At 66.8% G+C, this 23,887-nt stretch carries 25 protein-coding genes; 12 read left to right on the top strand and 13 right to left on the bottom strand.

Features of this window, described 5'->3' with window-relative positions; genetic code table 11:
- The first annotated feature begins 14 nt into the window (after positions 1-14).
- Positions 15-677: a phosphate signaling complex protein PhoU gene (gene phoU / locus F5544_RS03345; protein ID WP_167471807.1), complete on the top strand. Its 663-nt coding sequence runs from the start codon at positions 15-17 to the stop codon at positions 675-677.
- A 152-nt stretch (positions 678-829) separates the two neighbouring features.
- Here the strand turns inward: phoU and pstB are convergent, their stop codons facing one another.
- The 6 genes from pstB to F5544_RS03315 all read right to left on the bottom strand — a co-directional run bounded on the left by pstB (position 830) and on the right by F5544_RS03315 (position 6,735).
- Positions 830-1,606 (bottom strand): phosphate ABC transporter ATP-binding protein PstB, encoded by a 777-nt coding sequence (pstB, locus tag F5544_RS03340; RefSeq protein WP_167471806.1) that lies wholly within the window; start codon positions 1,604-1,606, stop codon positions 830-832.
- A gap of 18 nt (positions 1,607-1,624) precedes the next feature.
- A complete protein-coding gene (gene pstA / locus F5544_RS03335) occupies positions 1,625-2,524 on the bottom strand; it encodes a phosphate ABC transporter permease PstA (RefSeq protein WP_167471805.1) in 900 nt (299 codons plus the stop codon).
- Positions 2,524-3,504: a phosphate ABC transporter permease subunit PstC gene (pstC, locus tag F5544_RS03330; protein ID WP_238847060.1), complete on the bottom strand. Its 981-nt coding sequence runs from the start codon at positions 3,502-3,504 to the stop codon at positions 2,524-2,526. The genes pstA and pstC overlap by 1 nt, the downstream gene beginning before the upstream one ends.
- 88 nt (positions 3,505-3,592) lie before the next feature.
- On the bottom strand, positions 3,593-4,708 hold the full coding sequence (gene pstS, locus F5544_RS03325; RefSeq protein WP_167471803.1) for a phosphate ABC transporter substrate-binding protein PstS: 1,116 nt from the start codon (positions 4,706-4,708) through the stop codon (positions 3,593-3,595).
- Between the two features lie 280 nt (positions 4,709-4,988).
- On the bottom strand, positions 4,989-5,894 hold the full coding sequence (mshD, locus tag F5544_RS03320; RefSeq protein WP_167471802.1) for a mycothiol synthase: 906 nt from the start codon (positions 5,892-5,894) through the stop codon (positions 4,989-4,991).
- Between the two features lie 79 nt (positions 5,895-5,973).
- Positions 5,974-6,735 (bottom strand): winged helix-turn-helix transcriptional regulator, encoded by a 762-nt coding sequence (locus tag F5544_RS03315; protein ID WP_167471801.1) that lies wholly within the window; start codon positions 6,733-6,735, stop codon positions 5,974-5,976.
- A 205-nt stretch (positions 6,736-6,940) separates the two neighbouring features.
- On the opposite strand from F5544_RS03315, the gene F5544_RS03310 reads away from it, so the two are divergent.
- The 7 genes from F5544_RS03310 (at position 6,941) to F5544_RS03285 (ending at position 11,119) form a co-directional block, all read left to right on the top strand.
- Positions 6,941-7,765 (top strand): LmeA family phospholipid-binding protein, encoded by an 825-nt coding sequence (locus tag F5544_RS03310; RefSeq protein ID WP_167471800.1) that lies wholly within the window; start codon positions 6,941-6,943, stop codon positions 7,763-7,765.
- The gene (locus F5544_RS03305) at positions 7,762-8,196 is read left to right on the top strand and encodes a thioredoxin family protein (RefSeq protein WP_167471799.1); all 435 of its coding nucleotides are present in this window, start codon (positions 7,762-7,764) and stop codon (positions 8,194-8,196) included. Before F5544_RS03310 ends, F5544_RS03305 begins: the two co-directional genes overlap by 4 nt.
- Before the next feature lie 39 nt (positions 8,197-8,235).
- Positions 8,236-8,373, top strand: coding sequence for a putative leader peptide (locus tag F5544_RS47400; protein WP_374111197.1), 138 nt, complete (start codon positions 8,236-8,238; stop codon positions 8,371-8,373).
- Between the two features lie 122 nt (positions 8,374-8,495).
- Positions 8,496-9,008 (top strand): DUF4395 domain-containing protein, encoded by a 513-nt coding sequence (locus F5544_RS03300; protein ID WP_167471798.1) that lies wholly within the window; start codon positions 8,496-8,498, stop codon positions 9,006-9,008.
- Positions 9,009-9,076: 68 nt separating this feature from the next.
- On the top strand, positions 9,077-9,910 hold the full coding sequence (locus F5544_RS03295; protein WP_167471797.1) for a sulfurtransferase: 834 nt from the start codon (positions 9,077-9,079) through the stop codon (positions 9,908-9,910).
- Positions 9,911-9,915: 5 nt separating this feature from the next.
- Complete coding sequence (locus F5544_RS03290; protein WP_167471796.1) at positions 9,916-10,221, top strand: DUF1416 domain-containing protein; 306 nt, start codon at positions 9,916-9,918, stop codon at positions 10,219-10,221.
- Positions 10,222-10,411: 190 nt separating this feature from the next.
- On the top strand, positions 10,412-11,119 hold the full coding sequence (locus F5544_RS03285) for an FABP family protein (protein ID WP_167471795.1): 708 nt from the start codon (positions 10,412-10,414) through the stop codon (positions 11,117-11,119).
- A gap of 11 nt (positions 11,120-11,130) precedes the next feature.
- Here the strand turns inward: F5544_RS03285 and F5544_RS03280 are convergent, their stop codons facing one another.
- The 6 genes from F5544_RS03280 to F5544_RS03255 all read right to left on the bottom strand — a co-directional run bounded on the left by F5544_RS03280 (position 11,131) and on the right by F5544_RS03255 (position 19,544).
- Positions 11,131-11,988 carry a class I SAM-dependent methyltransferase gene (locus F5544_RS03280; RefSeq protein ID WP_167471794.1) on the bottom strand — a complete coding sequence of 286 codons (858 nt, stop codon included), beginning with the start codon at positions 11,986-11,988 and terminating at the stop codon, positions 11,131-11,133.
- A 348-nt stretch (positions 11,989-12,336) separates the two neighbouring features.
- Positions 12,337-14,073: an ATP-binding cassette domain-containing protein gene (locus F5544_RS03275; RefSeq protein WP_167471793.1), complete on the bottom strand. Its 1,737-nt coding sequence runs from the start codon at positions 14,071-14,073 to the stop codon at positions 12,337-12,339.
- A gap of 62 nt (positions 14,074-14,135) precedes the next feature.
- A complete protein-coding gene (cydD, locus tag F5544_RS03270) occupies positions 14,136-15,920 on the bottom strand; it encodes a thiol reductant ABC exporter subunit CydD (RefSeq protein ID WP_167471792.1) in 1,785 nt (594 codons plus the stop codon).
- A 2-nt stretch (positions 15,921-15,922) separates the two neighbouring features.
- Complete coding sequence (cydB, locus tag F5544_RS03265; protein WP_167471791.1) at positions 15,923-16,954, bottom strand: cytochrome d ubiquinol oxidase subunit II; 1,032 nt, start codon at positions 16,952-16,954, stop codon at positions 15,923-15,925.
- A 9-nt stretch (positions 16,955-16,963) separates the two neighbouring features.
- A complete protein-coding gene (locus F5544_RS03260; RefSeq protein ID WP_167471790.1) occupies positions 16,964-18,454 on the bottom strand; it encodes a cytochrome ubiquinol oxidase subunit I in 1,491 nt (496 codons plus the stop codon).
- A 169-nt stretch (positions 18,455-18,623) separates the two neighbouring features.
- The gene (locus F5544_RS03255; protein ID WP_167471789.1) at positions 18,624-19,544 is read right to left on the bottom strand and encodes an aminodeoxychorismate lyase; all 921 of its coding nucleotides are present in this window, start codon (positions 19,542-19,544) and stop codon (positions 18,624-18,626) included.
- Positions 19,545-19,766: 222 nt separating this feature from the next.
- Here F5544_RS03255 and F5544_RS03250 point away from each other — a divergent pair, with 222 nt between their 5' ends.
- The 4 genes from F5544_RS03250 (at position 19,767) to F5544_RS03235 (ending at position 23,172) form a co-directional block, all read left to right on the top strand.
- Positions 19,767-20,885: a YgfZ/GcvT domain-containing protein gene (locus tag F5544_RS03250; RefSeq protein ID WP_167471788.1), complete on the top strand. Its 1,119-nt coding sequence runs from the start codon at positions 19,767-19,769 to the stop codon at positions 20,883-20,885.
- 228 nt (positions 20,886-21,113) lie between these two features.
- A complete protein-coding gene (locus F5544_RS03245; protein ID WP_167471787.1) occupies positions 21,114-21,839 on the top strand; it encodes an MOSC domain-containing protein in 726 nt (241 codons plus the stop codon).
- The gene (locus F5544_RS03240; RefSeq protein WP_167471786.1) at positions 21,840-22,790 is read left to right on the top strand and encodes an asparaginase; all 951 of its coding nucleotides are present in this window, start codon (positions 21,840-21,842) and stop codon (positions 22,788-22,790) included.
- A 175-nt stretch (positions 22,791-22,965) separates the two neighbouring features.
- Positions 22,966-23,172, top strand: coding sequence for a DUF3073 domain-containing protein (locus tag F5544_RS03235; protein WP_167471785.1), 207 nt, complete (start codon positions 22,966-22,968; stop codon positions 23,170-23,172).
- A gap of 239 nt (positions 23,173-23,411) precedes the next feature.
- Here the strand turns inward: F5544_RS03235 and F5544_RS03230 are convergent, their stop codons facing one another.
- A complete protein-coding gene (locus F5544_RS03230) occupies positions 23,412-23,849 on the bottom strand; it encodes a hypothetical protein (protein ID WP_167471784.1) in 438 nt (145 codons plus the stop codon).
- Between the last annotated feature and the right edge of the window lie 38 nt (positions 23,850-23,887).

Below are 23,887 nucleotides of genomic sequence, written 5' to 3'. Positions count from 1 at the left end.
TAATGTCTGATTTCATGCGTGTCATCTACAACGAGCAAATGGCGGATCTCGCCCACCTGTTGGGTGAGATGGCCGGTCTGGCGGGTTCGGCAATGGATCGGGCCACCCAGTCGCTGCTCCAGGCCGACCTAGCTCTGGCGGAGCAGGTGATCACCGAATACGACCGGATCGCCGAAATGATCCAGGAGGCCGAGGAGAAGGCGTTTGCTCTGCTTGCGCTGCAGGCGCCCGTCGCGGGTGATCTGCGCCAGGTGGTGAGCGCGATCCAGATCGTCGCCGATGTGAATCGGATGGGTGCGCTGGCCCTGCACGTGGCCAAGGTGGCACGCCGCCGTCACCCGAATCACGCGCTGCCGGAGGCGGTCAACGGATACTTCGCCGAGATGGGCCGCATCGCCGTCAATATGGGCGCGGGCGCGAAAGAGGTGCTGGAGACCCGGGATCCGGAGCGGGCCGCGCAGCTCAACGAGGACGACGAGGCGATGGACGATCTGCACCGTCACCTCTTCACGCTGCTGATGGATCGCGACTGGAAGTACGGTGTCGCCGCCGCCGTCGATGTCACCCTGCTCGGCCGCTACTACGAGCGCTTCGCCGACCACGCCGTCGAGATCGGCCGCCGCGTCATCTTCCTGGTCACCGGCGTTCTACCCCCGGACCCGGACGCCGAGGCGTAATACCGATCCGGTGAAAAGCTTTGCCGGACAATATAGTTGAGGCACGCACCCGAATCCCCGCCTACCGGTGGGGATTTCGCGAATCAGGTTGCCGCACAACGAAAAAGGGCCCGCCTACCTGGCGGGCCCTTTTCGCGTAGGACGGGGTGGGCCTATCCGAAGCGGCCGGAGATGTAATCCTCGGTCGCCTTCTTGCCCGGGTTGGAGAAGATCTTCTCGGTGTCGTCGATCTCGATCAGCTTGCCGGGCTTACCCTGCGCCTCGAGGTTGAAGAAGCCGGTCTGATCGCTCACCCGCGCCGCCTGCTGCATGTTGTGCGTGACGATGACGATGGTGAATTCCTTCTTCAGCTCGGTGATCAGATCCTCGATCGCGAGCGTGGAGATCGGGTCGAGCGCCGAACACGGCTCATCCATCAGCAGCACATCGGGCGAAACCGCGATGGCCCGCGCGATGCACAGACGCTGCTGCTGACCACCGGACAGGCCACCGCCCGGCTTTTCCAGCCGGTCCTTGACCTCGTTCCACAGGTTGGCGCCGCGCAGCGAGCGCTCGGCCACCTCGTCGAGCTCCTTCTTGTTGCGCACACCCTGCAGCTTCAGCCCGGCCACCACATTGTCGCGAATCGACATGGTGGGGAACGGGTTCGGGCGCTGGAACACCATGCCGATGGTGCGGCGCACGCCCACCGGGTCGACCTGCGAGCCGTAGATGTCCTCGCCGTCCAGCAGCACCGCACCCTCGACGCGGGCGTTCGGGGTCACCTCGTGCATCCGGTTGAGCGAACGCAGCACGGTGGACTTACCGCAACCCGACGGACCGATGAAGGCGGTCACGCTGCGCGGCAGCACTGTCAGGGACACATCGGCGACGGCATGGAATTTGCCGTAGTAGATGTTCAGGTCTTTGACGTCGATCCGCTTGGCCATCTGAATATCCGTTCGGTTCTATCGATTCCGCGTGAGCAGCTTGTTGACGGCCGCCGCTGCCACGTACAGCAGGGCGATGAGCAGGATCAGCGTCAGCGCCGCACCCCAGACCCGCTCGCGACCGGGCTCCAGCGGGTTTTGCAGCTCCTGGTACATCAACAGCGGCAGCGAGGCCATATTCCCGTTGAAGATATTGGTGTTGATCGACTTGCTGTAGCCGACGAGGAGCAGCACCGGCGCGGTTTCACCCATCACGCGAGCCAGCGCGAGCAGCATGCCGCTCACCATGCCGGGCAGCGCGGTCGGGACGACGATGCGCACGATCGTCTTCCACTTCGGGATGCCGAGCGCGTACGAGGCCTCGCGCAGTTCGTCGGGCACCAACTTCAACATTTCCTCGGTGCTGCGCACCACGACCGGCAACATCAACAGCACCAGTGCCAGCGACACCGCCAGCGCGCTCTGCGGCGCACCGAGGGTCGCGATCCACAGCGCGAAGATGAACAGCGCCGCCACGATCGACGGCACACCGGCCAGGATGTCGACCATGAAGGTGGTGACCCGCGCCAGCGGCCCGCGACCGTATTCGACCAGGAAGATCGCGGCCATGATGCCGAGCGGCACCGCGATCACGGCGGCGATCGCCGACTGCACGATGGTGCCGTAGATCGCGTGATAGACGCCGCCACCGTACATGTCGGGCAGGATGCCCTTCTGCGAATTCTGCCACCAGGTGGCCGAGGCCACCGCGTGAAAACCCTTGGCGAGCACCACGAACAGCACCCAGATCAGCGGGATCAGCGCGATGCCGAAGCACAGCCACACCGTCGCGGTGGCGAGCTGATTCTTGATCCGGCGGGCGGTGCTCACATGACGAAACGTCGGCGCCTTGATCGGTTTGTCGAGTGTCGCGGTCATCAGCCGTTCACCCTTCCTCCGGCCACCAGCCGGGCCAGCGCGTTCACCACGAAGGTCAGCGCGAAGAGGACGAAACCGGCCGCGATATACGCACCGGTCGGCAGCGGTGAGCTGAATTCCGCTGCGGCGGCGGCGATCTTGGACGCGAAGGTGTATCCGCCGTCGAACAGCGACCAGTGCCCGGCCTTCGGCGAGGTGTGCAGCACGATCAACACCGCGATGGTCTCGCCGAGGGCGCGGCCGAGCCCGAGCATGGAACCGGCGATGACACCGCTGCGGCCGTAGGGCAGCACGGTCATCCGCACCATCTCCCACTTGGTCGCGCCGAGCGCGTGCGCCGCCTCGATATGGGTGAGCGGCGTCAGATGGAAGACCTCACGCGATACCGAGGTGATGATCGGCAGGATCATCACCGCGAGGATGATGCCCGCGGTGAAGATGTTGTTACCGCCCTCGATCGAGACATTGCCGTCGGCGAAGAGGAAGAACCAGCCGAGCTTGTCGTTGAGGAACTGTTGCACCGGCCCGAGTTTCGGCGCGAGCACCAGCACACCCCACAGGCCGAAAACGATCGACGGCACCGCGGCGAGCAGATCGACCAGCATCGCGAACGGGCGGGCCAGCGCCTTCGGCGAGTAGTGGGTGAGGAACAGCGCGATGCCGACACCGATCGGCACCGCGATCACCAGCGCGAAAATCGAGCTCAGCACGGTCACCATGAACAGGTCGCGAACGCCGAACCGCAGGTGATCGGCATTGTTGGTGACGAACTGGGTGCTGGTGAAGAAGTTCACCTCGTTCGCCCTGATCGACGGGATCGCGCGGATCAGCAGGAACAGTGCGATCAGCGCGATGGCGGCGACGATGGTCGCACCCGCCGTTGTCGCGAGCGCACGGAAGGTGAATTCCGCCCACGCGCGGTGCGCTGCTGGTGCGCGGCCCTTGGTTGGGGCCGGCTCGGTGCTCGGTTCACTCGACATGGGGGCAGATTCTCCAACCGCCCGCGGGCCCGTCGAATCCGACGAGCCCGCAGGGGTCACCTCAGGGTGCGCGGTCATTACTAATCAATCAGGAGATGGCGTTGATCGCCGTGGTCAGCTTGGTCTTGAACTGATCGGGGATCGGGATGTATCCGGCACCGTCGAGGCCCTGCTGGCCGTTGGTGATGGCGGAGGTCAGGAACGCCTTGACCGCCTTGGCGACGTCGGCGTCCTTGTACTTCGAGCAGACGATTTCATAGGTGGCGAGCATGATCGGGTACGCGCCCGCGGTGGTCGGCTTGTAGAACGAGCTGGTGTCGAGCACCAGGTCGTTGCCCTCGCCCTTGATCTTCACGCCGCCGATGGCCTTGCCCGCCGACTCGACGGTCAGCTTGACCGGGTCCTTGCTCGCCGAGGTGACGATGGCGGCCATGGACAGGTTCTGCGACTTGGCGAAGGACCACTCGTTGTAGGTGATGGCGCCCTTGGTGCTCTTGATGGCGGCCGAGGTGCCCTCGTTACCCTTCGCGCCCTCGCCGGTACCGCCGTTGAAAACCTTGCCCGCGCCCTTACCCCACGCGCCGTCCGATGCGCCGTTCAGGTAGAGCTGGAAATTGTCGGTGGTGCCCGAGTCGTCGGAGCGGTAGATCACCGAGATCTTGTCCGAGCCGAGCTTCGCATTCGGGTTGAGCGCCTTGATCTCCGGCGCGTCCCAGGTCTTGATGGTGCCGTTGAAGATCTTCGCGGCGGTCGGGCCGTCGAGCACCAGGTCGCTCACGCCGTCCAGGTTGTAGGTGATGGCGATCGGGCCGAAGACGGTCGGCAGATCCCACGCGGGCGAGCCGCAGCGATCGGCGGCCTTCTGCGGCTCCTGCTTGTTCGGGTCGAGCGGCGAATCGGAGCCACCGAAATTGGTTTGGCCGCCGATGAATTCGCTCACGCCGGCACCGGAACCGCTGGAGGTGTAGTTCAGGGTGTATCCGCTGCAGTTGGATTCGTAGGCGGCGACGAAGCGGTCCATCGCGTTCTTCTGCGCGGACGAACCGCTGGCCTTCAGCGCCTTGGTGCCGCCACAGTCGACTTTGACCTTGCTAGCCGAGGTGTCGGAGCTGCCGCCGGTGTTGTTGTCGCTACCACAACCGGCGACGGTCATGGCACCGACGGCGAGCACGCCGACCAGGGCGCTGCTGCGCTTGAAGTTCACTATTCCTCCGGAATGGCGTCATACACGCCCGGTCCCTCGCCGCTAGCGACTGCTTGCAGGTCGCTCGTGACGGTCAGCCCCGGGCGGGTGATGTGGTGCTGTTCGCGGGGAACTTGCGCACCAGGCCGCAGTATGCAGCCCACAAGTAACGTAGGTTCGGCCGGTTGACAGTTGGCTCGAGCTGAGTGAACGGGAGGTGAACAGCCCGGCGCGATTGAGTCTGGTATGTGTGACATTTGCCCCAATTTTACTGGGAGCTTCTTTACCCGCCGCTTTCCATTCAGTCGCGCGACGGTTGGGCCGCCGTGTAGGCGACATCGATATGGGCGGGCGCGAAGCCGAGCCGGGTGTAGGTGTGCACGGCGGCGGTGTTGTCCGCCTCGGTGTAGAGCAGCACCTCGGCGAGACCGCGATCGCGCAGGTGATGCAGCCCGGCGAGGGTGAGCAGCCGACCGAGTCCGCGCCCTTGCGCCGCCGGGTCGATGCCGACCACATAAACCTCGCCCACCGGCGGGTTTTCCTCGAAATGCACCTTGGTCCAATGGAATCCGAGCAGGCGCTGCGGCGCGTCCGCGGCCGCGGCGAGAAACAGGCCCGCCGCGTCGAACCACGGCTCCGCGCGACGGTCCGCGATATCGCTTTCGGACCAACCGCCCTGTTCCGGATGCCAGGCGAATGCGGCGTTGTTCACCCGCAGGATTTCGGCGTCGTCGGCCGGGCCCGCATAGGTCCGCAGCACGATGCCGTCCGGCACGGTCAGCTCCGGTAACTCAGATGTAGCCAGAGGTCGTCGCATCTGCCACAACTCCCGAGCTTTACCCAGTCCGAGCCGGGCCGCGACGGCCCGCGCGGCAGGAAGATCGCCGTGCGCCCACACGCGGGCGCCCGCACCGCCTTCGGCCAGCGCGGCCGACACCAACTCCGCGCCGATTCCATTGCCGCGCATGGCCGGATCCACCGCCACCTCCGCCATCGCCGGATGCTCGCCGTGCGCGGCAACCAGATTCGCGTATCCGGCGATCCGGCCGTCCCGCTCGGCGATCAGATGTCCGGCGCCGTCGCGGGTCAGCGAGAGCACGGCCTGTTCCGAAACCGGTGCGACACCATCGACTTTCGTCGCGGCATCGAGCAATTCGCGCACCGCGGTGGCGGATTCGTCGTCGAGCCGATCGGACCAGTCACTCATCGCCGCATCTCCCGTTCGCCGTGCGCATTCCGAAGGTCAACGGGCACAACAGAGCTCGATCACCGGACATTCCACGCGACTACTTGGCCGAGCCGTTCACCGGTGCGAGTGGTTCGTCGGAACCCTCCGAATCGTCTTCGGGGAAGGCCACCTGCTCGCCCTTGGCGCTCGTGCGGGCCGGGCGAACCGCCTTGTACCCGACGTTGCGCACCGTGCCGATCAGCGATTCGTACTCGCTGCCGAGTTTGGCGCGCAGCCGTCGCACGTGCACGTCGACCGTGCGGGTGCCGCCGAAGAAGTCGTAACCCCACACCTCCTGCAGCAACTGGGCGCGGGTGAAGACGCGACCCGCGTGCTGGGCGAGGTATTTGAGGAGTTCGAACTCCTTGTACGTCAGGTCGAGTGGGCGGCCGCGCAGCCGGGCGGTGTAGGTGCCCTCGTCGATGACCAATTCACCGAGGGTGATCTTGCCGGTGTTCTCCGGACTCGCCGCACCGCCGTTGCGGCCGACCAGCAGCCGCAGCCGGGCATCGAGTTCGGCGGGTCCGGTGCTCGGCAGGAGGATGTCGTCGAGTCCCCAATCGGCGTTGACCGCGACGAGCCCGCCCTCGGTGAGCACCGCGACCACCGGCACCGACGACCCGGTGCTGCCGAGCAGTCGGCACAGGCCGCGGGCGGCGGCCAGATCGGTGCGCGCGTCGACCAACGCGATATCCGCACTGCCCGTCTCGAGCAGCGATGACACCTCGGTCGGCGCGGGCCGCACATTGTGTGCGAGCAGCGCGAGCGATGGCAGCACCGACTCGGGGTTGGGGTCGGAGGTCAGCAGGAGCAGCTCCACGGAGGCCCTCCTCCCATCTCGTAGCCACGCGGAGCACAGCGCACTCCGCTGAGCCACGTCGCTAATCACAGGTAATCGACTGCAAGATTAGCGTGTCCAGGCCCATGACCACGCCTTCCGGTCACTGTGGTGTGTACCGCGTCGATTGAACGGGTCGGTTCGGCCCGCCGCGTTCGGTCGCGCGCGCCGACTAGGGTGCTGTGTTATGCGCAAGCTGATCATCGGGCTGCTTTGTCTGGCGGGACTTGCGGTGGTGATCGATTTCGGCGCCGCCGCCTTCTCCGAGTACACGGTGTCCCGCGCGCTGCGCCACGGCGCCGATCTGACCGCCGATCCGGAGGTGACGATCCACGGCTTCCCATTTGTGTTGAAGGCGTTGGACGGCACGCTGAACGGCGTCGATATCAAGGCGTTCAGTAAGCGGCCGGACATTCCGGGCGAAATAAGCGTCGAGGCCACGCTGACCGGGGTGCACCTGCCCGCCGCCGGCCTCGTCGACGGCAATTTGCGCAATGTCCAGGTGGATCGGGTGGAGGGCCGAATGGTGCTGCGGCCCGAGGCACTCGGCCGGTTCTTCAATATCCCCGATCTGGAAGTGCATTTGGATCCGGACGACAAATCCGACAAAAGCCTCCGCTCGGGCGGCGCGGATGGATCCAATGCGAGCAAGAACACATCGGACACCCAGTCACTGGTGCTCACCGGCACGCTGCCGGTGCTGCCGGGCGCGCGCTACGGCGGTCAAAAGGTCAGCGTGAAGGCGAATCTCATACTGGACAGCGAGCACAACCAGATGCGGTTCATCGCGACCGGCCTCTATCGCGGCTCCGGCGTCGACGCCATGCCGACCGCGGTGATCCCCGACGCCGATCAGCCCGCGGTGCTCGAGCAATTCACCCGTACCATCGACACCAAGGAATTGCCGTTCGGTGTCCGGCCCGCCAAAGCCTTCCCACGGGGTGGCTGGATCGTGGTGGAGGGCAGCGGCCAGAACATGACGATCGACCTCGACCGATTGCAGCGACCATGATCGAAATCACAATTCTCGCGGTGATATTGCTGGCCGCCATCGCGGTCGGCGTGCTGTGGCGCCGCCGCGAAGGGCGGGTGCGCGCCGCCGACGTATCGTCCGATGAATCCACCCGCGCCGAATTGCTCGCCGCAGCGGGCATAACCGGATCCGGGCCCGCCGTACTGCATTTCTCCGCCGACTGGTGCGGCCCATGTGTCCAGGTGCGCAGGGTGATTGCGAATGTCACCGCGGAATTGGCCGAAACACCTTTGGCGCCAAGGGATATCGAGGTCGACATCGACGCCGAACCGACACTGGCCCGCGCGCTCAATGTGCTCTCGCTGCCCACCACCTTCATCTTCGACGCCGAAGGGCGGGAGCGATTCCGAATCTCCGGCGTGCCCAAGGCGGGTGATCTGCGTTCGGCGCTGGTCCCGCTGACCGTATGACCACCGCGCAACCGGGCTTTACATCCGTTGATCAGGAATGTGACCAACCCCGGGTCCAATTCCCCCGCAGAAACAGGTAAACTGCCTCTCGTGCAAGCCAACCACGAGCTGATGCTCACCAAGCGCCGCACAGTTGATCTGTGTCGCCTTGGCGGTTGTTGCTGCCTGTGCCGCTGAGCGGTCGACTCCCTCGGATACCCGCCGAGTCGACCTGCGTTCGTCGCGTAAGTGATCTCTGAATCCCAGGCGAACTGGCAATTATCCCGCCATCAGTCGTATTCAGCGCAGGAGTAGGCACAATGTCCGTAAATTCTCGTAATTCCTCCGTAGCCAACGTAATTCCCGGTCAGGTCGACGTCCGCGGCCCGCGCTTCGCCGCCTGGATCACCACCGGCGTTCTCGTGCTGGTGTTGATCGCCGCCGCGTTCTCCCGCCCGCTGGCCGCGGTGCTCATCGCGGTGCAGGCGGTGGTCTTCGCGATCGGCGCGTTCTACGGTCCGCGACGTCATCCATACGGCCGGCTCTTCGCCGCGTTCATCGCGCCGCGCCTGGAGCCGACCAAGGAAACCGAACCCGTTGCCCCGCTGCGGTTCGCCCAATTGCTCGGCCTGATCTTCAGCGCCGTCAGCCTGCTGGGATTCCTGGCGGGCTCCACCGTCGTCGGCGCCATCTTCGCCGGCTTCGCCCTGTTCGCGGCGTTCCTCAACGCCGCGTTCGGGATCTGCCTCGGCTGCCAGATCTACCCACTGGTCGCCCGCTTCCGCCGGACCCAGGCGGCCTCGGCCGGTGCCACACCGACCAGCTCACACTGACCCCTGCAAGTCATAGGGGCGTTCGGGCGGACCCATGTCCGATCGCCGCGCACCATGAAAGGAACAACATGGCTCGCTCCGATGTCCTGGTCTCCGTTGACTGGGCCGAAGAGAACCTCAACACACCCGGCGTGGTATTCGTCGAGGTCGACGAGGACACCTCCGCCTACGACAACGGGCACATCGAAGGTGCCGTCAAACTCGACTGGAAGAAGGACCTGCAGGATCAGGTTCGGCGCGATTTCGTGAACCAGGAGCAGTTCTCCGATCTGCTCTCCGCGCGCGGTATCGGCAACGACGACACGGTTATCCTCTACGGCGGCAACAACAACTGGTTCGCGGCATACGCCTACTGGTACTTCAAGCTGTACGGCCACAACAACGTCAAGCTGCTCGACGGCGGCCGCAAGAAGTGGGAGCTGGACGGTCGTCCGCTGTCCAAGGATGCGGTGAACCGCCCGGCCACCCAGTACAAGGCGGCCGCGCCGGATCTGTCGATCCGCGCCTTCCGCGACGAGGTCATCGACGCCATCGGCAAGAAGAACCTGGTCGACGTGCGTTCGCCCGACGAGTTCTCCGGCAAGATCCTGGCCCCCGCGCACCTGCCGCAGGAGCAGAGCCAGCGGCCCGGCCATGTCCCCACCGCGATCAACGTGCCGTGGAGCAAGGCCGCGAACGAGGACGGCACCTTCAAGTCGGATGCGGAACTGACCGAGATCTACCAGGAAGCCGGTCTGGACGGCGCCAAGGAGACCATCGCCTACTGCCGGATCGGTGAGCGTTCCTCGCACACCTGGTTCGTGCTGCAGGAACTGCTCGGCCACCAGAACGTCAAGAACTACGACGGGAGCTGGACCGAATACGGCTCCCTCGTCGGTGCACCGATCGAGTTGGGAGCGTAATCAACATGTGTGCAGCACCTACCCAGGGTCAGGCCATTCCGGCGGGCGTGGACGTGGAGAAGGAGACGGTCATCACCGGCCGCGTCCTGAGCTCCGACGGCCAGCCGGTCGGCGGCGCGTTCGTGCGTTTGCTGGACGGCAACGGAGACTTCACCGCCGAGGTTGTCGCCTCGGGCACCGGCGACTTCCGGTTCTTCGCCGCGCCCGGCGCTTGGACCGTGCGGGCGCTGTCTTCCTCCGGTAACGGGTCCACTGAGGTCCGGCCGGACGGCGCGGGCATCCACCGCGTCGACGTCGCGGTGGCCAAGTAACCACCTGTTTGCCATAAACGGCCCCTTCGTTTGCCCACGATCCGGGAAGCGAAGGGGCCGTTTGTGTGCGGGGACGCCGGGGTCGTTAGACTCCAAATGTGGTCGTCTTCTTCGAAATCCTGCTGGTGGCCGTGGCCATCCTGATCGGGTGGTTCGGTCTGTACGTCTTCTACCGACTGTTCACCGAATCATGAGTGAGCTCGCGAGCGAGGGTTCCAATCCGGCCGAGCGAGCGAGCGAACACATGAACGGAACCGCTCCCGCCGATCCGTCCGCCCGGCGCAGCGGTGATCAGGCTGTGTCCGAAGCAGCCGAGCGGGCGAAAAGTACCGGCTCCCGGAACATTCCGGTGCTGCCGGACCTGCCGCTGCCCGACGATACGGCCAATCTGCGGCTCGGCCCCGACCTCAGCTCCTCCATGCTGGCGCTGCTGCCGATGGTCGGCGTGTGGCGCGGCGAGGGCGAGGGCAATGATCCCGACCGCGGCGACTACCGCTTCGGCCAGCAGATCGTGGTTTCCCACGACGGCGGCGACTACCTGGCCTGGGAGTCCCGGTCCTGGATCATCGAATCCGACGGCGGCTACGGCGGACCCGATCTGCGCGAGAGCGGATTCTGGCGGGTCGGCATCGACGGCGACGACGAGGTGATCGAGCTGCTGCTCACGCACAGCACCGGCATCGTCGAACTGTTCTACGGGCAGGCGCTCACCCAGTCGTCCTGGGAGCTGGCCACCGATGTGGTGATCCGCAGTCAATCCGGCATCGTCGTCGGCGGGGCCAAGCGGCTGTACGGCATCGTCGAGGGCGGTGACCTCGCCTATGTCGAGGAGCGGGTGGTCGCGGACGGTCCGCTCGAGCCGCGGCTGTCGGCCAGGTTGCAGCGGTACATCGGCTGACCTCCTTCGCGTCATCGGACGCGGGCGTGTGCCATCCAGCAGAAGCTCAGGCTCGTTCGTCCGGAACCGGTTAGGTACTCGTCCAATTCGCGTGGGCCCGCGTTGTCCACCAACTTCAGGCCGTGCGCGGTCAGGTGATCAGCCAGGGCCTTCGGGTCCAGGCCGGAACGGATCGGTTCCCCGCGCGCGGCCAATCGGCGCAGGTATTCGGCGGCGCCCGGATACCGGCTCGGCTCGTCGATCGCACCCTGATCCCAATAATCGAAGACCACACCGGATCCGGCGCGGAAACGGGCGATCGCCGTCAGGGTCACGTCGACCTCGGCATGGGTGAGGTAGGGCGCGACGCCTTCCCAGAGGAAGATCGTCCGCCGATCGCGTGCCACCTCGGCCGCGTCCAGCACGTCGTCCAGCGATTGGTTGCCGAAATCCACCGGCACATAACGCACTTGCGCGGGCACCGCCCCGAAGGCGGCCCGCAGTCTGCGTTGCTTCCACTCCGCCGTGGCCGGATGATCCAGCTCGTACACTGCGACCGAACGCAACTCCGGCAACCGCTGCGCCCTGCTGTCCGCACCGGCACCCAGGATCACGACTTGTTCTGCGCCGGAACGGATTTCCCCGACGATCACCCGATCGAAGTACTTCGTCCGCGCGGTGACGTAGGCATACAACCCGGGCGCCTGCTGCTCGGCCGCCCACAGTAATCCGGCCCGCACCAACGAGATTCGCAATCCCCACCGATACCAGGGGCTGATCAACCGCTCCGCGAAACGATCGGGATTGCGTAACACCGAATCACGTGCCGCCGCCGCCCGCAGCACCGCGACCACTTCCGCGGTCCCGCTCCGCCCGGAATCACTCTGCATCCGTCGAGCGTAGTAACCGGAAACCGGTTGCCCCAGACGGCAATTTCTTGCCACCGATACTTGCCGCACAGAGCTGCCGCCGTTGGGAACGGGCAGATTTGCGGCGGAAAAGCCCAGAAAAGGGAACAGCCCCCGAACCATACCGGTGCGGGCTTTCTACCTGCACGGGTCCCGGTCGGACGGACCGGGGGCTCGGGGGCCGGGTGGCTGCCTGGAATTCGCTTCGCGCTCGCGCGGGTGAATTCCACCGGCAGCGGTGGCGCTAGCGGACAGCCACCTCACGTGTCCTATGAATAAGCATTCTCAGAACCACCTCCTTCCTCGTGTAACTACGAACTTAGCGAGGGTTCAGCGCGTCGGCAACGGAATTTCTCCGTGGGCGGAACCGGCGGCCGAGTTGGTCGGGAAAGTGGTTGTGAGCTGGCCTGATTCACTCAGGTGAATGATCACGTCGGCGCCGGCGCCTGGCGGAAGTTGATGTGTGACGACGATCACGGTCCGATCGGGTTCGACGAGGCCGCCGTCCGGGTCGAGCAGGGCGCACAGGAGGTCGGCGCCCGCGTCCGCCTCCATATGCTCGGTGGGTTCGTCGAGCAGCAGGACGCGCGCCGGGGATACGAGGGCGCGGGCCAACAGGATCCGGCGGCGTTGCCCACCGGATACGGCGGCGGCGCCACCGCTCAACGCGGTGTGCACGCCATCGGGGAGGCCGTCCAGCCAGTCACCGAGACCCACTGCGCGCAAAGCCTTTTCGGCCTCCGGCTCGGTGAGGTCGCCGCGCGCCACCCGCAGGTTCTCCAGCACCGAGGTGCCGAACAGGTGTGCGTCTTCGGCGAAGAAGGTCACGCCGGGGCGCGGGGTGTCGAAGAGCCCGGCCCAGGACATGAGCAGCGTCGTTTTGCCCGCACCGCTCGGGCCGACGACGGCGATGCGGCGGCCCTCCGGGCGGTCGGGGAGGTTGTGCGGCAACGGGTTTGCCGCGCCGGTGTCGAGCGTGGTGAGCCGGTGCAGCGCGGCCCTGGCCGCGGTGAGCGCCTGCGCGGCGGCGGGCAGCGCACCGACCGCCTCGAAGGCCGACAGCGGCAGCAGCACCAGCACCGCGAGCGCCATCGGCGTCATCGCGCCGGGCGCACCGCCATTCGGGCCGTAGCTCACGATGCCGACCAGCAGCGCGCCGAGCACGCTCACCCCGACCGACAGCGGGGTCGCCGCGGCCGCCCAGGCGCTGCGTACGGCCGCGTCGTCCTCGGCCGCCACCGCATGCCGCCCGGCGGCTGTCGCGGCCGCGACAGCGGCATCCAGCCGCCCCGCAACCCGCAATTCGGCCGCGTGGTCGAGCACGGTGAGCGCCTGCGCGGTGAACTCGGCCCGATCGGCCCGCACCGCCCGCTCGGATTCCCTTGCCGCCCGCGCGGACAGCCACGGCGCGACAATGCCTGCCACGCCGAGCGATACCGCGAGGATCGCCGCCCCGCCGACCGCGATCGTGGCCAGCAGCCCGATCGCGAACGCGGACAGCACGATCGCCACCGCGACGGGTACGAACACCCGCACCACCGCCGCACCGAGATCGTCGATATCGCTACCGATCCGCACCAGCAGATCGCCGCGCCGCAACCGCTGGTCGCCGGAGGTGCCCCGCCGCAGCCAGATATCGGATCTCGCGAGGGTGCGATAGACCGTGGTGCGTGCGGTCGTCATCGAGCGCAGCGCGACGTCATGGGTCGCCAACCGCTCGGCGTACCGGCACAGCCCGCGCGAAATACCCAGTGCCCGCACCGAAACCACGGCGACGCTGAGATCGAGTACCGGCGGCATCTGCCAGGCCCGCGCGATCAACCACGCCGCGAGCGCCGACAGACCGAGCCCACTTCCCAACGCGAGCACGCCCCACCCGACCGCGACGGCGATCCGCCAGGGTGATAGCGCGAGCAGCCGCCAGATGTGCCGGATATCCCGCAGCACACCGGATTTCGCATCGACGTCTGGGGGATCAGCGGATCCGGCCGCGCCGGTAACTCGTACCGCCTGCCCGGCCCGCGACAGGGTGGATGGCGAATCGTTACGGGATGCGCTGCGACTCATTGCGTCTCCTCGCCGAAGCCGGGATCCGCCATGAGCCGAGGACGCCGTGCCGACGAGCTTGCTCATACGGATACCGCTTCGGGATGTTCGGGTGCGGTGGCGCGGACCGGGACGATGTGGTCGGCGATGGCCAGCACCGACGGCCGGTGCCCGATGACGACGACGGTCGCGCCGCTGCGGGCGCGCTGTTCGATGGCGGCCAAAACCGTTGCCTCGCTGTCGGAGTCGAGGTGTGCGGTGGGCTCGTCCAGCAGCAGGACGGGGCGGTCCGCGGCGAGGACGCGGGTGAGGGCGAGGCGCTGGCGTTGGCCGAGGGACAGGCCGACGCCGCCCGGACCGAGTTCGGTATCCCAGCGGTGCGGCAGTTCGTCCAGCACGGTATCGAATCCGGTTGCCACACAGGCCGCTTCGAGGTCGTCGGCGATTCGGGCCGCGCCGTGCGCGGTCGTGTGCGCCGCCCGCGCACCGAGCAGTTCGATATTCTCCCGCAGTGTGCCCGGAACGAGGACCGGGCGCTGCGGTAGCCAGGCCACCCGGGACCACCACGCGTCGGAGTCGAGCTCGCGCACATCGGCGCCGTCGATGCGCACCGAACCGCGATCCGGCTCGATCAACCCCAGAATCGCTTGCAGAACAGTGGATTTTCCGCTGCCGTTGGGACCGGTGAGCACCGTGATGTGTCCCGGGCGCAGCACCGCGTCCAACCCGTCCGGCGCGAACCCGTCGCGTGCGGCGACCGTCAGCCCGCGGATCTCGACAACCGCACCGACGCCGTCCGGACCACCGATCCGTGCGCTCTGCGATTCCACGCCGTCACCCGGACCGCGCGGGTTTTCGTCGGACTCGTCATCGGCCGCGGGCTCCAGGACCGCGAAAGCCTTGTCCGCGGCGGCCATTCCGTCCTGGGCCGCGTGGAAGCGTTCACCGACGGTGCGCAGCGGCCAGTAGACCTCCGGGGCGAGGATCAGCGCGACGAGACCCGCGTACAGGCTCATCTCGCCGAAGACCAGCCGCATGCCGATCGAGACGGCGACCAGCGCGACACACAGGGTCGCGAGCATTTCCAGCACCATCGAGGACAGGAACGCGATCCGCAGCGCCCGCATGGTGCGCTGCCGCAGCGCGTCGCCGAGTTCCCGGACGCGATCTGCCATGGTTCGCGAATCCGGCTGCACCGCAGTAGATCCGGTCTCCCGGCCGAGGGCGCGCAGGGTCGGCATACCGGCGAACAGATCCAGCATCTGATCCGAGAGCCGGGTGGTGGCCGTGAGCGTCGCCTCGGCCCGCCCCTTGGTGAGCAGGCCGATGAGGATCATGAATACCGGAATCAGCGGCAGCGTCACCACCGTGATCAGCCCCGAGACCGGATCGTGTATCGCGATCACCGCCATGACGATCGGCGGCACCAGCACGGCGAGCAGCAGCGCGGGAATGTACCCGACCAGATAGCCGCGCAATCCGGATAGTCCGCTGCCGACCACGACCGCCAATTCCGTTCGACGCGTTTCCAATTCGCGCGGCGGCAGCTTCGCCCCCGCCACCAGCACCGCCGTCTCCAGCTCGGTGACGACGCTCGCGCCCGCCCGGTGCGCCAGCCGCGACTGCCACCAGGTGGCCAGCGCGCGGACCGCGACGGCGAGAGCGAGTATCGCCAATTCCGTTGTCCACGAACCGATCGAGCGCCTAGCCGGGTCGGTGATCACTCCGGCGAGCACCCTGGCGAGCGCGATCGCGGTGACTACGATCGCGCCCGTCATGACCAGGGACAGCGCGACACTCGACGCCAGGTAGCGGCGGGCTGAACGCGCATGCCGCCACAGGCGCGGATCAACGGGCGGGCGAGCCATTTTCAGTCCTTGACCGATCCCACCGGCAGGCCGATCGACGCCGGAATCTGTGCGACGGTGATCCGTTTCCGGAACACCCAGTAGGTCCAGCCCTGATAGACCAGCACCACCGGGGTGACCAGCACCGCGGCCCAGCTCATCACCTTCAGCGTGTACGGCGTCGACGAGGCGTTGTGGATGGTCAGGCTGTACGCCGCATCGATGGTGGACGGCAACACATTCGGGAACAGCGAGCCGAACAGCAACGCCGTAGCGGCCGCGACGGTGACCGTCGTGCCGAAGAAGCCCCAGCCGTCGCGATCGGTGAAGGCGGCCGCACCCGCGCCGACGAGCCCGATCACCGCCAGCGCCAACGGAATCCAGGTCCAGTCGGCACCGTAGGACAGCTGCGTCCACAGCCCGAACGCACCGACGACGACCGCTGTCGGCGCCAGCAGCAGTCGCACCGTGCGCTGCGCGTCGGCCCGGTAGTCCCCACCGGTCTTCAGCACCAGGAAGGTGGCGCCGTGCAACGCGAACAGCAGCGCGGTCGCGAGCCCGCCGAGAATCGCGTACGGGTCGAACAGATCCCACACCGATCCGGCGAATTGCTTGTGCTCGTTCAACGGAACGCCGCGCACCACATTGGCGAATACCCACCCCCAGGCCAGCGCGGGCAGCCAGGAACCGAGTCCGATGCCGAAATCGCAACGGGCACGCCAGCGCGGATCATCGATCTTGCCGCGGTATTCGATGGCGACGACCCGCAGAATCAGGCCGACGAGCAGTAGCAGCAGCGCGAGGTAGAAGCCGGAGAACAGGCTGGCGTACCACTCCGGGAAGGCGGCGAACATCGCGGCGCCCCCGGTGATCAGCCAGACCTCGTTGCCATCCCACACCGGCCCGATCGTGTTGAGCGCCACCCGCCTTCGCGCATCCTCGCCGCGGCCGAGGATCGGCATGAGCATCCCGACGCCGAAGTCGAAGCCCTCCAGCACGAAGTAACCGGTGAACATCACGCCGATCAGCAGAAACCAGAATTCTTGCAGGCTCATTTCGCGCTCCTAGTAGGCGAAGGAAAGCTGTTCGACGGCGGGCTCTTCCGTGAGCACCGATCCACCGTCACCCGAATCACCGGATCCGGCAACGGGTTTGGCCGCAGGTTCGGGCCCGGCGACGGTGTAGCGGCGCATCAGGTAGAACCAGACCACCGCGAGCACGCCGTACAGCAGGGTGAAGGTGATCAGCGAGAACAGCACCGTGCCCGCGGTATGCCCGGATACCGCCTGCTGCACCGTCATTCGCAGATTCGGGTCGCCGGTCGGGTTGGGCGCGACAACCCATGGCTGGCGGCCCATTTCGGTGAACACCCAGCCAGCGCTGTTGGCCAGGAACGGCGTCGGTATGACGAGCAGGCTCAGCCAGCCGAACCACCGCTGATTCGGCACCCTCCCCCGCCGGGTGAGCCACCAGCCGAGCAGCACCAGCAGTGCCGATCCGGCCGAGAGCCCGATCATGGCGCGGAAAGACCAGTATGTGACAAAGAGATTCGGGCGGTAGTCGCCGACGCCGTACTTCTCGTTGTATGCCTTCTGCAGGTCTATGACGCCATCCAACTTGACGTCGGTGAATTCGCCCTTGGCCAGCCACGGCAGCACATACGGCACCTCCAGCACGTGGTTGACGCTGTCGCAGTTGTTGTGCGTGCCGACGGTGAGGATGGAGAAGTCCGGATCGATCGCGGTGTGGCACAGCGATTCCGCGGAGGCCATCTTCATCGGCTGCTGTTTGAACATCAGCTTGCCCTGCACATCGCCGGTGAACACCAGCGCGATCAATGCGGCGACCATGAGCAGCAGCGAGACGCGGGCGGCGGGCCGCCACATCGAACGCGCCTCGGCCAGTTTGTCTTCCGTGCCACTGCGCGCGTTGCGGACCATCCACCAGCCCGCGATGCCCGCGACGAAAGTGGCCGCGGTGAGCAGGGATCCGGCGACGACGTGTGGAAAGGCCGCCAGCGCAGTGTTATTGGTGAGCAGCTCGCCGATGCTCTTCAGCTCGGCGCGCCCGCGTTCGGCGTTATATGTCGCGCCGACCGGATGCTGCATGAACGAGTTGGCCGCGACGATGAAGTAGGCGGATGCGTTGACGCCGATGGCCACCATCCAAATCGCGCCCAGGTGCAGCAATTTCGGTAGTCGGGTCCAGCCGAAGATCCACAGTCCGAGGAAGGTCGACTCCATGAAGAAGGCGACGAGCCCTTCCAGGGCGAGCGGTGCGCCGAAGACGTCGCCGACGAATCGGGAGTATTCGCTCCAGTTCATGCCGAACTGGAATTCCTGGACGATGCCGGTGGCGACACCGAGTGCGAAGTTGATCAGGAACAGTTTCCCGAAGAACTTGGTCAGCCGGTACCAGCGCTCTTTCCCGGTGATGACCCAGGCGGTCTGCATGCCGGCGACGATCGGGGCGAGTCCGATGGTGAGCGGCACGAATAAGAAGTGATAGACGGTCGTAATACCGAACTGCCAGCGTGATACGTCAACCGCAGACAACTTCGTCCTCCTGCCGATCTACGACATGACGTAGTAATACTACGTCGCGGCAAGGTCGAACCAAGTGAGGCCTAGGCCACGACACACCGGGACTTTCGTCGTCTACCAGTACATTCGTTGGGCTCTGGCGGATCGGATAGGACGGAGATCACCCAGACCCCCGCCCGGCTCACCAGTCGCCGACGGCCCCGGCGCGCGCGACGCCACGATCGACGAGTTCGATGATCTCCCCCGCATTGTCCGGCGCCGACATGCGCAGCCCGTCCAGTGAATTCACCCGTGCGGCCAGCGCGATGGACGAGAGCATCCAAATGCTGTCGCAGGTAAGCAGATCGGCGGTGAACAGCGAATCGTAGCGGCACTGCCACCCGGCCTTCTCGGCCTCGACGAACAGCGCGCGCTGCGTAACACCCGGCAGCACACCGTTTTTCGCGGGCGGGGTGATCAGCGTCTTATCCCGCGCGATCACCACGGTGGAGCGCGGCCCCTCCAGCACCCTGTTCTCGGTACTGGTGAAGATCACGTCATCGGCGCCCATCCGATGGGCGAAGCGCAACGCCGCCATATTGGTGGCATAGGACAGCGTCTTCGCGCCGAGCAGCTGCCACGGCGCGGCCTGCGCCAGATCGACGGAGATACCGCGGGAAAGGGTCACCACCGAGACGCCGTCGGTGCGCGCGACGCTGATCCGCGCCGGCACCGGCAGCACCAGAACGAAGGCGGTCGGCGTCGGGACCGCGGGCGCCATGTCGCCCCCCGTGACATCGGCGCGCACCGCGGACTGCTCGCTGTCGCGGCCGCGGGTCAGCACCATCCGCAGCACACCCTCGCGATCGGCGCCCCACTCCTTGGCCGCCCGCTCCACCGCCTCCCGCCAACGGCCGAGTTCGGGCTCGGGTAGATCGAGCGCCTGCGCCGAGCGGCGCAACCTGCCTAGATGAAATTCGAGGGCGCAGGCATTACCGCCGCGCACCAGCACCGTTTCGAAAACACCGTCGCCACGCAACACCGCCATGTCGTCGGCAAACAACAACGGTGCGTCCGCGTCGAGGACCGCGCCGTCGAGTGTTACAAGAACTCGATCCACCATGGTCCTACCGTAGGGCACGGGAGCCCAGCTCGAGGAGGTAAAGAACAGGGCGAACGGGATCGGCGGCCGGGAGTCGTTCCGGCTTGTCGAACTGCACAATTCGCCACAGCGATCCGACGGCATATCCACGCGCCGAACCACCGGCACCAAACTGGCTTACCGCAGGTCGGCCTGGTCGTGTTGAACGGGCCGAGCTCCCGCGCGAGGCACTCGCATAGAGTGGTGGGCGTGTCCGTGGTCGTTGCGCCCAGTCCTCTGCTCAGTGTTCCTGGAGCCGTCGCGGGAGCGGTGGGCTCGCCGGATGCCGCCGTCGCGTGGCATTACGGGGATCCGTTCGGTGAACAGCGAGCCGCCGCGCAGCGGGTCGCGATCGTCGACCGGTCGCACCGATTCGTTCTGAGCATCACCGGCGCCGAACGCCTGACCTGGCTGCACACCATCTCCAGCCAGCACGTCGCGAACCTCGGCGACCGGCAGTCCGCCGAGAACCTCGACCTCGACCTGCAGGGACGGATCCTGCACCACTTCGTGCTCACCGAACTCGACGGCACCGTGTGGATCGATACCGAGGCCGATCGCGGACCCGCACTGCTCGACTTCCTGACCAAGATGGTCTTCTGGGCCGACGCCGAACCCGCGGCCGCCGAATACGCGGTGCTGAGCCTGCTCGGCCCGCGCGTCACCGAACTGACCGCCACCCTGGGCATCGACGAGCTGCCGCCTGTCTACGCGGTGGTACCGGTGCCGGGCGGCGGCTTCCTGCGCCGGATGCCTTGGCCGACAAGCGATTCCTTCGACCTGGTGATCCCGCGCGCCGAATTGGGTTCCTGGTGGGCGAAGCTCACCGCCGCGGGCGCGGAGCCCGCGGGCATGTGGGCGTTCGAGGCGTTGCGGGTCGCCGCGGTGCGCCCGCGCGTCGGCCTCGACACCGACGAGCGCACCATCCCGCACGAGGCCCGCTGGATCGGCGGCCCGGCCGAATACGGCGCCGTCCACCTGGACAAGGGTTGCTATCGCGGGCAGGAGACCGTCGCACGCGTGCACAACCTGGGCAAACCGCCGCGTCACCTGCTGCTGCTGCACCTCGATGGCTCGGCCGACGAGCGCCCGGTCACCGGCGACGATGTGCTGGCCGGCGGCCGCGCGGTCGGCAGGCTCGGCACCGTCATCGACCATTTCGAGTTCGGCCCGATCGCGCTCGCTCTGATCAAGCGCACCGTCCCTGCCGATACCGCGCTCACCGCGGGTCCGGCGGCCGCCGCGATCGATCCGGATTCCGTGCCCGCCGACGACGCGCCGCAGGCCGGACGCGCCGCGGTCGACCGGCTACGCGGGCGTTGATGCGCGACACGACCGGGTCCGCCGCGAGCGACACCCGAGGATCGGCCGTGCGAAACGTCCACTCCCACCGAACCGGCTCTGGCGGCCGACGGTCAGGCACCCGTATATCCATGCTGGTAACCGGCGTTGCGACGCTCCCGTGCGCCGTAAGGTCGCCCGCCGAGATCATCGATGCGCGCCGGACCCCGGAGGCGCGCCACCCGATCGGGTGCGGCGCGGAGAGGAGCGATGTCGATGAAAAGTGCTGACTCGGCAAGGGTTTCGGCCGTATGCGTGGTGCACGCCGAGATCGAGGTGCCCGGCAGCCGTGTCGGGCGCAGCGCGATCGATAAGCGGCCGGTGCCGGGCCGGGTGCCGGTGCGCGCGCTCGGGCTGGACGGCGACCACGTCTGCGATACCAAGAATCACGGCGGCGTGCACCAGGCCGTCTACGCGTACGCCGACGAGGACGCGCGGCGCTGGGGCGATGAACTCGGCCGCGAACTGCCTGCGGGCTGGTTCGGCGAGAATCTGCGCATCACCGGGCTCGCGGTGAGCGATGCGGTGATCGGCGCCCGCTGGCAGATCGGCGACACCCTGCTGGAGGTGAGCGCACCCCGCGTCCCGTGCGCCACCTTCCAGAAGTGGTCGGGTGAGGAGCGCTGGGTGAAGCGGTTCACGTTGCGGGCCGATACCGGTGCGTACCTGCGCGTGCTGACGGAGGGCACCGTCGGCGCGGGCGACGCGGTGCGCGTCGTGCACACCCCGGACCACGGCGTCACGGTGCGCGACCTGTTCACCGGCGCCGACCCGGATCTGCTCGCGATTCTGCTGGCCGCCGAGCCGACGGTGTCCGACGATGTGCGCATGCAGGTCGCGCGGCACGCCCGCCGCCACGCCAATTCCCAACGAGCCGCGGGGCGTGGCCACGTCGGGCACCGCGAATCCGACACAGATAAGACGGGAGTCAGCTAAGTGAGTGTGGAACTGGTCGAGGTCGTTCGCTCCGGATTCCGTGAGTGTGTGCACCGCGGATCGGTCGTGATCCTCGGCGCCGACGGCGAGCCCCGGCTGGAACTCGGCGAGGTGCATTCGCCGATCTTCCCGCGCTCGACGAATAAGCCGATGCAGGCAATCACCCTGCTGCGGCACGGTTTCGAGCCGCTCGACGACGCGGAGTTGGCCATCGCGACCGCATCGCATTACGGGGAGCCGGATCACGTCGATTTGGTGCGCCGCCTGCTCGACCGGTTCGGCTTCGACGAGAAGGCGCTGGAGTGCCCGCCGGACTGGCCGTCGGAGGAGCGCGCCAGGGCGAATGCGGTGACCGCGGGCGAGCAGCGCCGGATCTATATGAACTGCTCCGGTAAGCATGCCGCGATGCTGGCCACCTGCGCGATCAACGGCTGGCCCACCGAGGGCTACCTGAGCGAGGCACATCCGTTGCAGCAGGCCGTGATCGCCACCGTCACCGACCTCACCGGCGAGCCGGAAACCGATCTCGGCATCGACGGCTGCGGGCTGCCGATCATCCCCGTTTCGCTGATCAACCTGGCCCGGGTCTTCGCGACGATGGCCACCGCCGAACCCGGCTCGCCCGAGCGGCGAGTCGCCGATGCGATCCGCGCGAATCCGCGAGTGATTTGCGGCACGAACGGACCGGACCTGTTGGCGATGACCGCCACACCGGGGCTGGTGTGCAAGATCGGCGCCGACGGTGTGCACGCGGGTGCGCTGCCCGACGGCACCGCATTCGCGTACAAGATCGAAGACGGGCACGACCGCGCCCGAATGCCGTTGACGCTGGCCATTTTGCAGCGCATGGGAGTCGAATGGACCGATGCGCATACCGAACTCGCGGCACCGGCGGTGCTCGGCGGCGGGGCGCGGGTCGGTGTGATCCGCGCGATCCCGGGCGTGCTCTAGTTCGCGTGGCCGGGGGCGACAACCGGGCAAACGGCACCAGTTCGAGAGTTCTTCACCCACTCCTGGAAGCGCTACCGTCAGAAGCACGCTAAAGTGTCTGTCAGGAAGAGTATTAATTCGAACGGGGCCGCCAACAAACCCCAGGCCGCCCCGCAGTGACGCGAGGGGGTCAGCCATGGGCCGTGGCCGGGCTAAGGCAAAGCAGACCAAGGTCGCACGCGAGCTCAAGTACAGCTCGCCATCGACCGACTTCGCGAGCCTTCAGCGCGAGCTCTCGGGAAACCCCACCCACAGCGGTGGCGTGCTGTCCGATGAGCACGACGCGGACGAGTCCTTGTCCCGCTGGGACCAGGACGACGACTACGACGACTGGCGCCGCTGACTCGGATCTACGCTGAAGGGGGAGGCCCGGCAGGCCTCCCCCTTCACCGCGTTTGATAACGAGGTTTGCGGACTTCGCCTTAGTGGCTTGCAAAAGCAACGTCCCGCATCGTCGCGATGCGGGACGTTGGTATGTGCCGACAACACCGCGATCCGGGATCCCTTCCTAGTCCCGGACCACGGTTCGTCGGCGCGGCGCCGGACCCGATCCCGCGTTACATCGCTCATCGGCACAGCTCGTCATTCACCGACCCCGAGATCCGGTTGTCCGTGCAGTTCCCGCTGAAACCGCTCTGCTATCGGTCGAAGGTATGCGGCGTATTCGGCCGAGCCGAATTCGAATTCGTTGTCTTCTGACACGAAACGGTGTGCGGCATACGGATTTTCGCTCAGCGCTCGCCGAATCACCCGCAGGATGGCTGGTCGGTAGACCAGGGCCACCCGCCAACCCCCGAGATAGCGTGCCTGGATGTTGGCCGCGACGACTCGCCTGTGATGACCTGTTCCGACCACGGTGACCACCCGATACCCCGGCCCGGCGAAACCACCCACCACGTGGAGTTTCGCGCCGGCGGGGAAGATCTTCTGACTGCGGAAGTTCCAGGACGGTCCCGGTTTGTACGGATATGGAAGCAGCGTCGCGATGATGCACCACTCCGGCTTCGGGTTGTCACTCACGCACGTCACGGTAACGACCATCGGTACGACGGCCCTAC

Source organism: Nocardia arthritidis, from assembly GCF_011801145.1.
Classification (GTDB): Bacteria; Actinomycetota; Actinomycetes; order Mycobacteriales; family Mycobacteriaceae; genus Nocardia; species Nocardia arthritidis_A.
The sequence above is the reverse complement of the archived record's forward strand: the minus strand, read 5'-3'. Positions and strand labels throughout refer to the sequence as shown.

Excerpts from the sequence above, each read along its gene's own strand:
- F5544_RS03290 (WP_167471796.1), top strand. The coding sequence starts at position 9,916 with ATGTGTGCAGCACCTACCCAGGGTCAGGCCATTCCGGCGGGCGTGGAC.
- F5544_RS03285 (WP_167471795.1), top strand. The coding sequence starts at position 10,412 with ATGAGTGAGCTCGCGAGCGAGGGTTCCAATCCGGCCGAGCGAGCGAGC.
- F5544_RS03255 (WP_167471789.1), bottom strand. The coding sequence starts at position 19,544 with ATGGTGGATCGAGTTCTTGTAACACTCGACGGCGCGGTCCTCGACGCG.
- F5544_RS03275 (WP_167471793.1), bottom strand. The coding sequence starts at position 14,073 with ATGAGTCGCAGCGCATCCCGTAACGATTCGCCATCCACCCTGTCGCGG.
- cydD (WP_167471792.1), bottom strand. The coding sequence starts at position 15,920 with ATGGCTCGCCCGCCCGTTGATCCGCGCCTGTGGCGGCATGCGCGTTCA.
- phoU (WP_167471807.1), top strand. The coding sequence starts at position 15 with ATGCGTGTCATCTACAACGAGCAAATGGCGGATCTCGCCCACCTGTTG.
- F5544_RS03310 (WP_167471800.1), top strand. The coding sequence starts at position 6,941 with ATGCGCAAGCTGATCATCGGGCTGCTTTGTCTGGCGGGACTTGCGGTG.
- F5544_RS03235 (WP_167471785.1), top strand. The coding sequence starts at position 22,966 with ATGGGCCGTGGCCGGGCTAAGGCAAAGCAGACCAAGGTCGCACGCGAG.
- F5544_RS03305 (WP_167471799.1), top strand. The coding sequence starts at position 7,762 with ATGATCGAAATCACAATTCTCGCGGTGATATTGCTGGCCGCCATCGCG.
- F5544_RS03295 (WP_167471797.1), top strand. The coding sequence starts at position 9,077 with ATGGCTCGCTCCGATGTCCTGGTCTCCGTTGACTGGGCCGAAGAGAAC.
- pstB (WP_167471806.1), bottom strand. The coding sequence starts at position 1,606 with ATGGCCAAGCGGATCGACGTCAAAGACCTGAACATCTACTACGGCAAA.
- mshD (WP_167471802.1), bottom strand. The coding sequence starts at position 5,894 with ATGAGTGACTGGTCCGATCGGCTCGACGACGAATCCGCCACCGCGGTG.
- cydB (WP_167471791.1), bottom strand. The coding sequence starts at position 16,954 with ATGAGCCTGCAAGAATTCTGGTTTCTGCTGATCGGCGTGATGTTCACC.
- pstA (WP_167471805.1), bottom strand. The coding sequence starts at position 2,524 with ATGACCGCGACACTCGACAAACCGATCAAGGCGCCGACGTTTCGTCAT.
- F5544_RS03280 (WP_167471794.1), bottom strand. The coding sequence starts at position 11,988 with ATGCAGAGTGATTCCGGGCGGAGCGGGACCGCGGAAGTGGTCGCGGTG.
- F5544_RS03245 (WP_167471787.1), top strand. The coding sequence starts at position 21,114 with ATGTCGATGAAAAGTGCTGACTCGGCAAGGGTTTCGGCCGTATGCGTG.
- pstC (WP_238847060.1), bottom strand. The coding sequence starts at position 3,504 with ATGTCGAGTGAACCGAGCACCGAGCCGGCCCCAACCAAGGGCCGCGCA.
- F5544_RS03300 (WP_167471798.1), top strand. The coding sequence starts at position 8,496 with ATGTCCGTAAATTCTCGTAATTCCTCCGTAGCCAACGTAATTCCCGGT.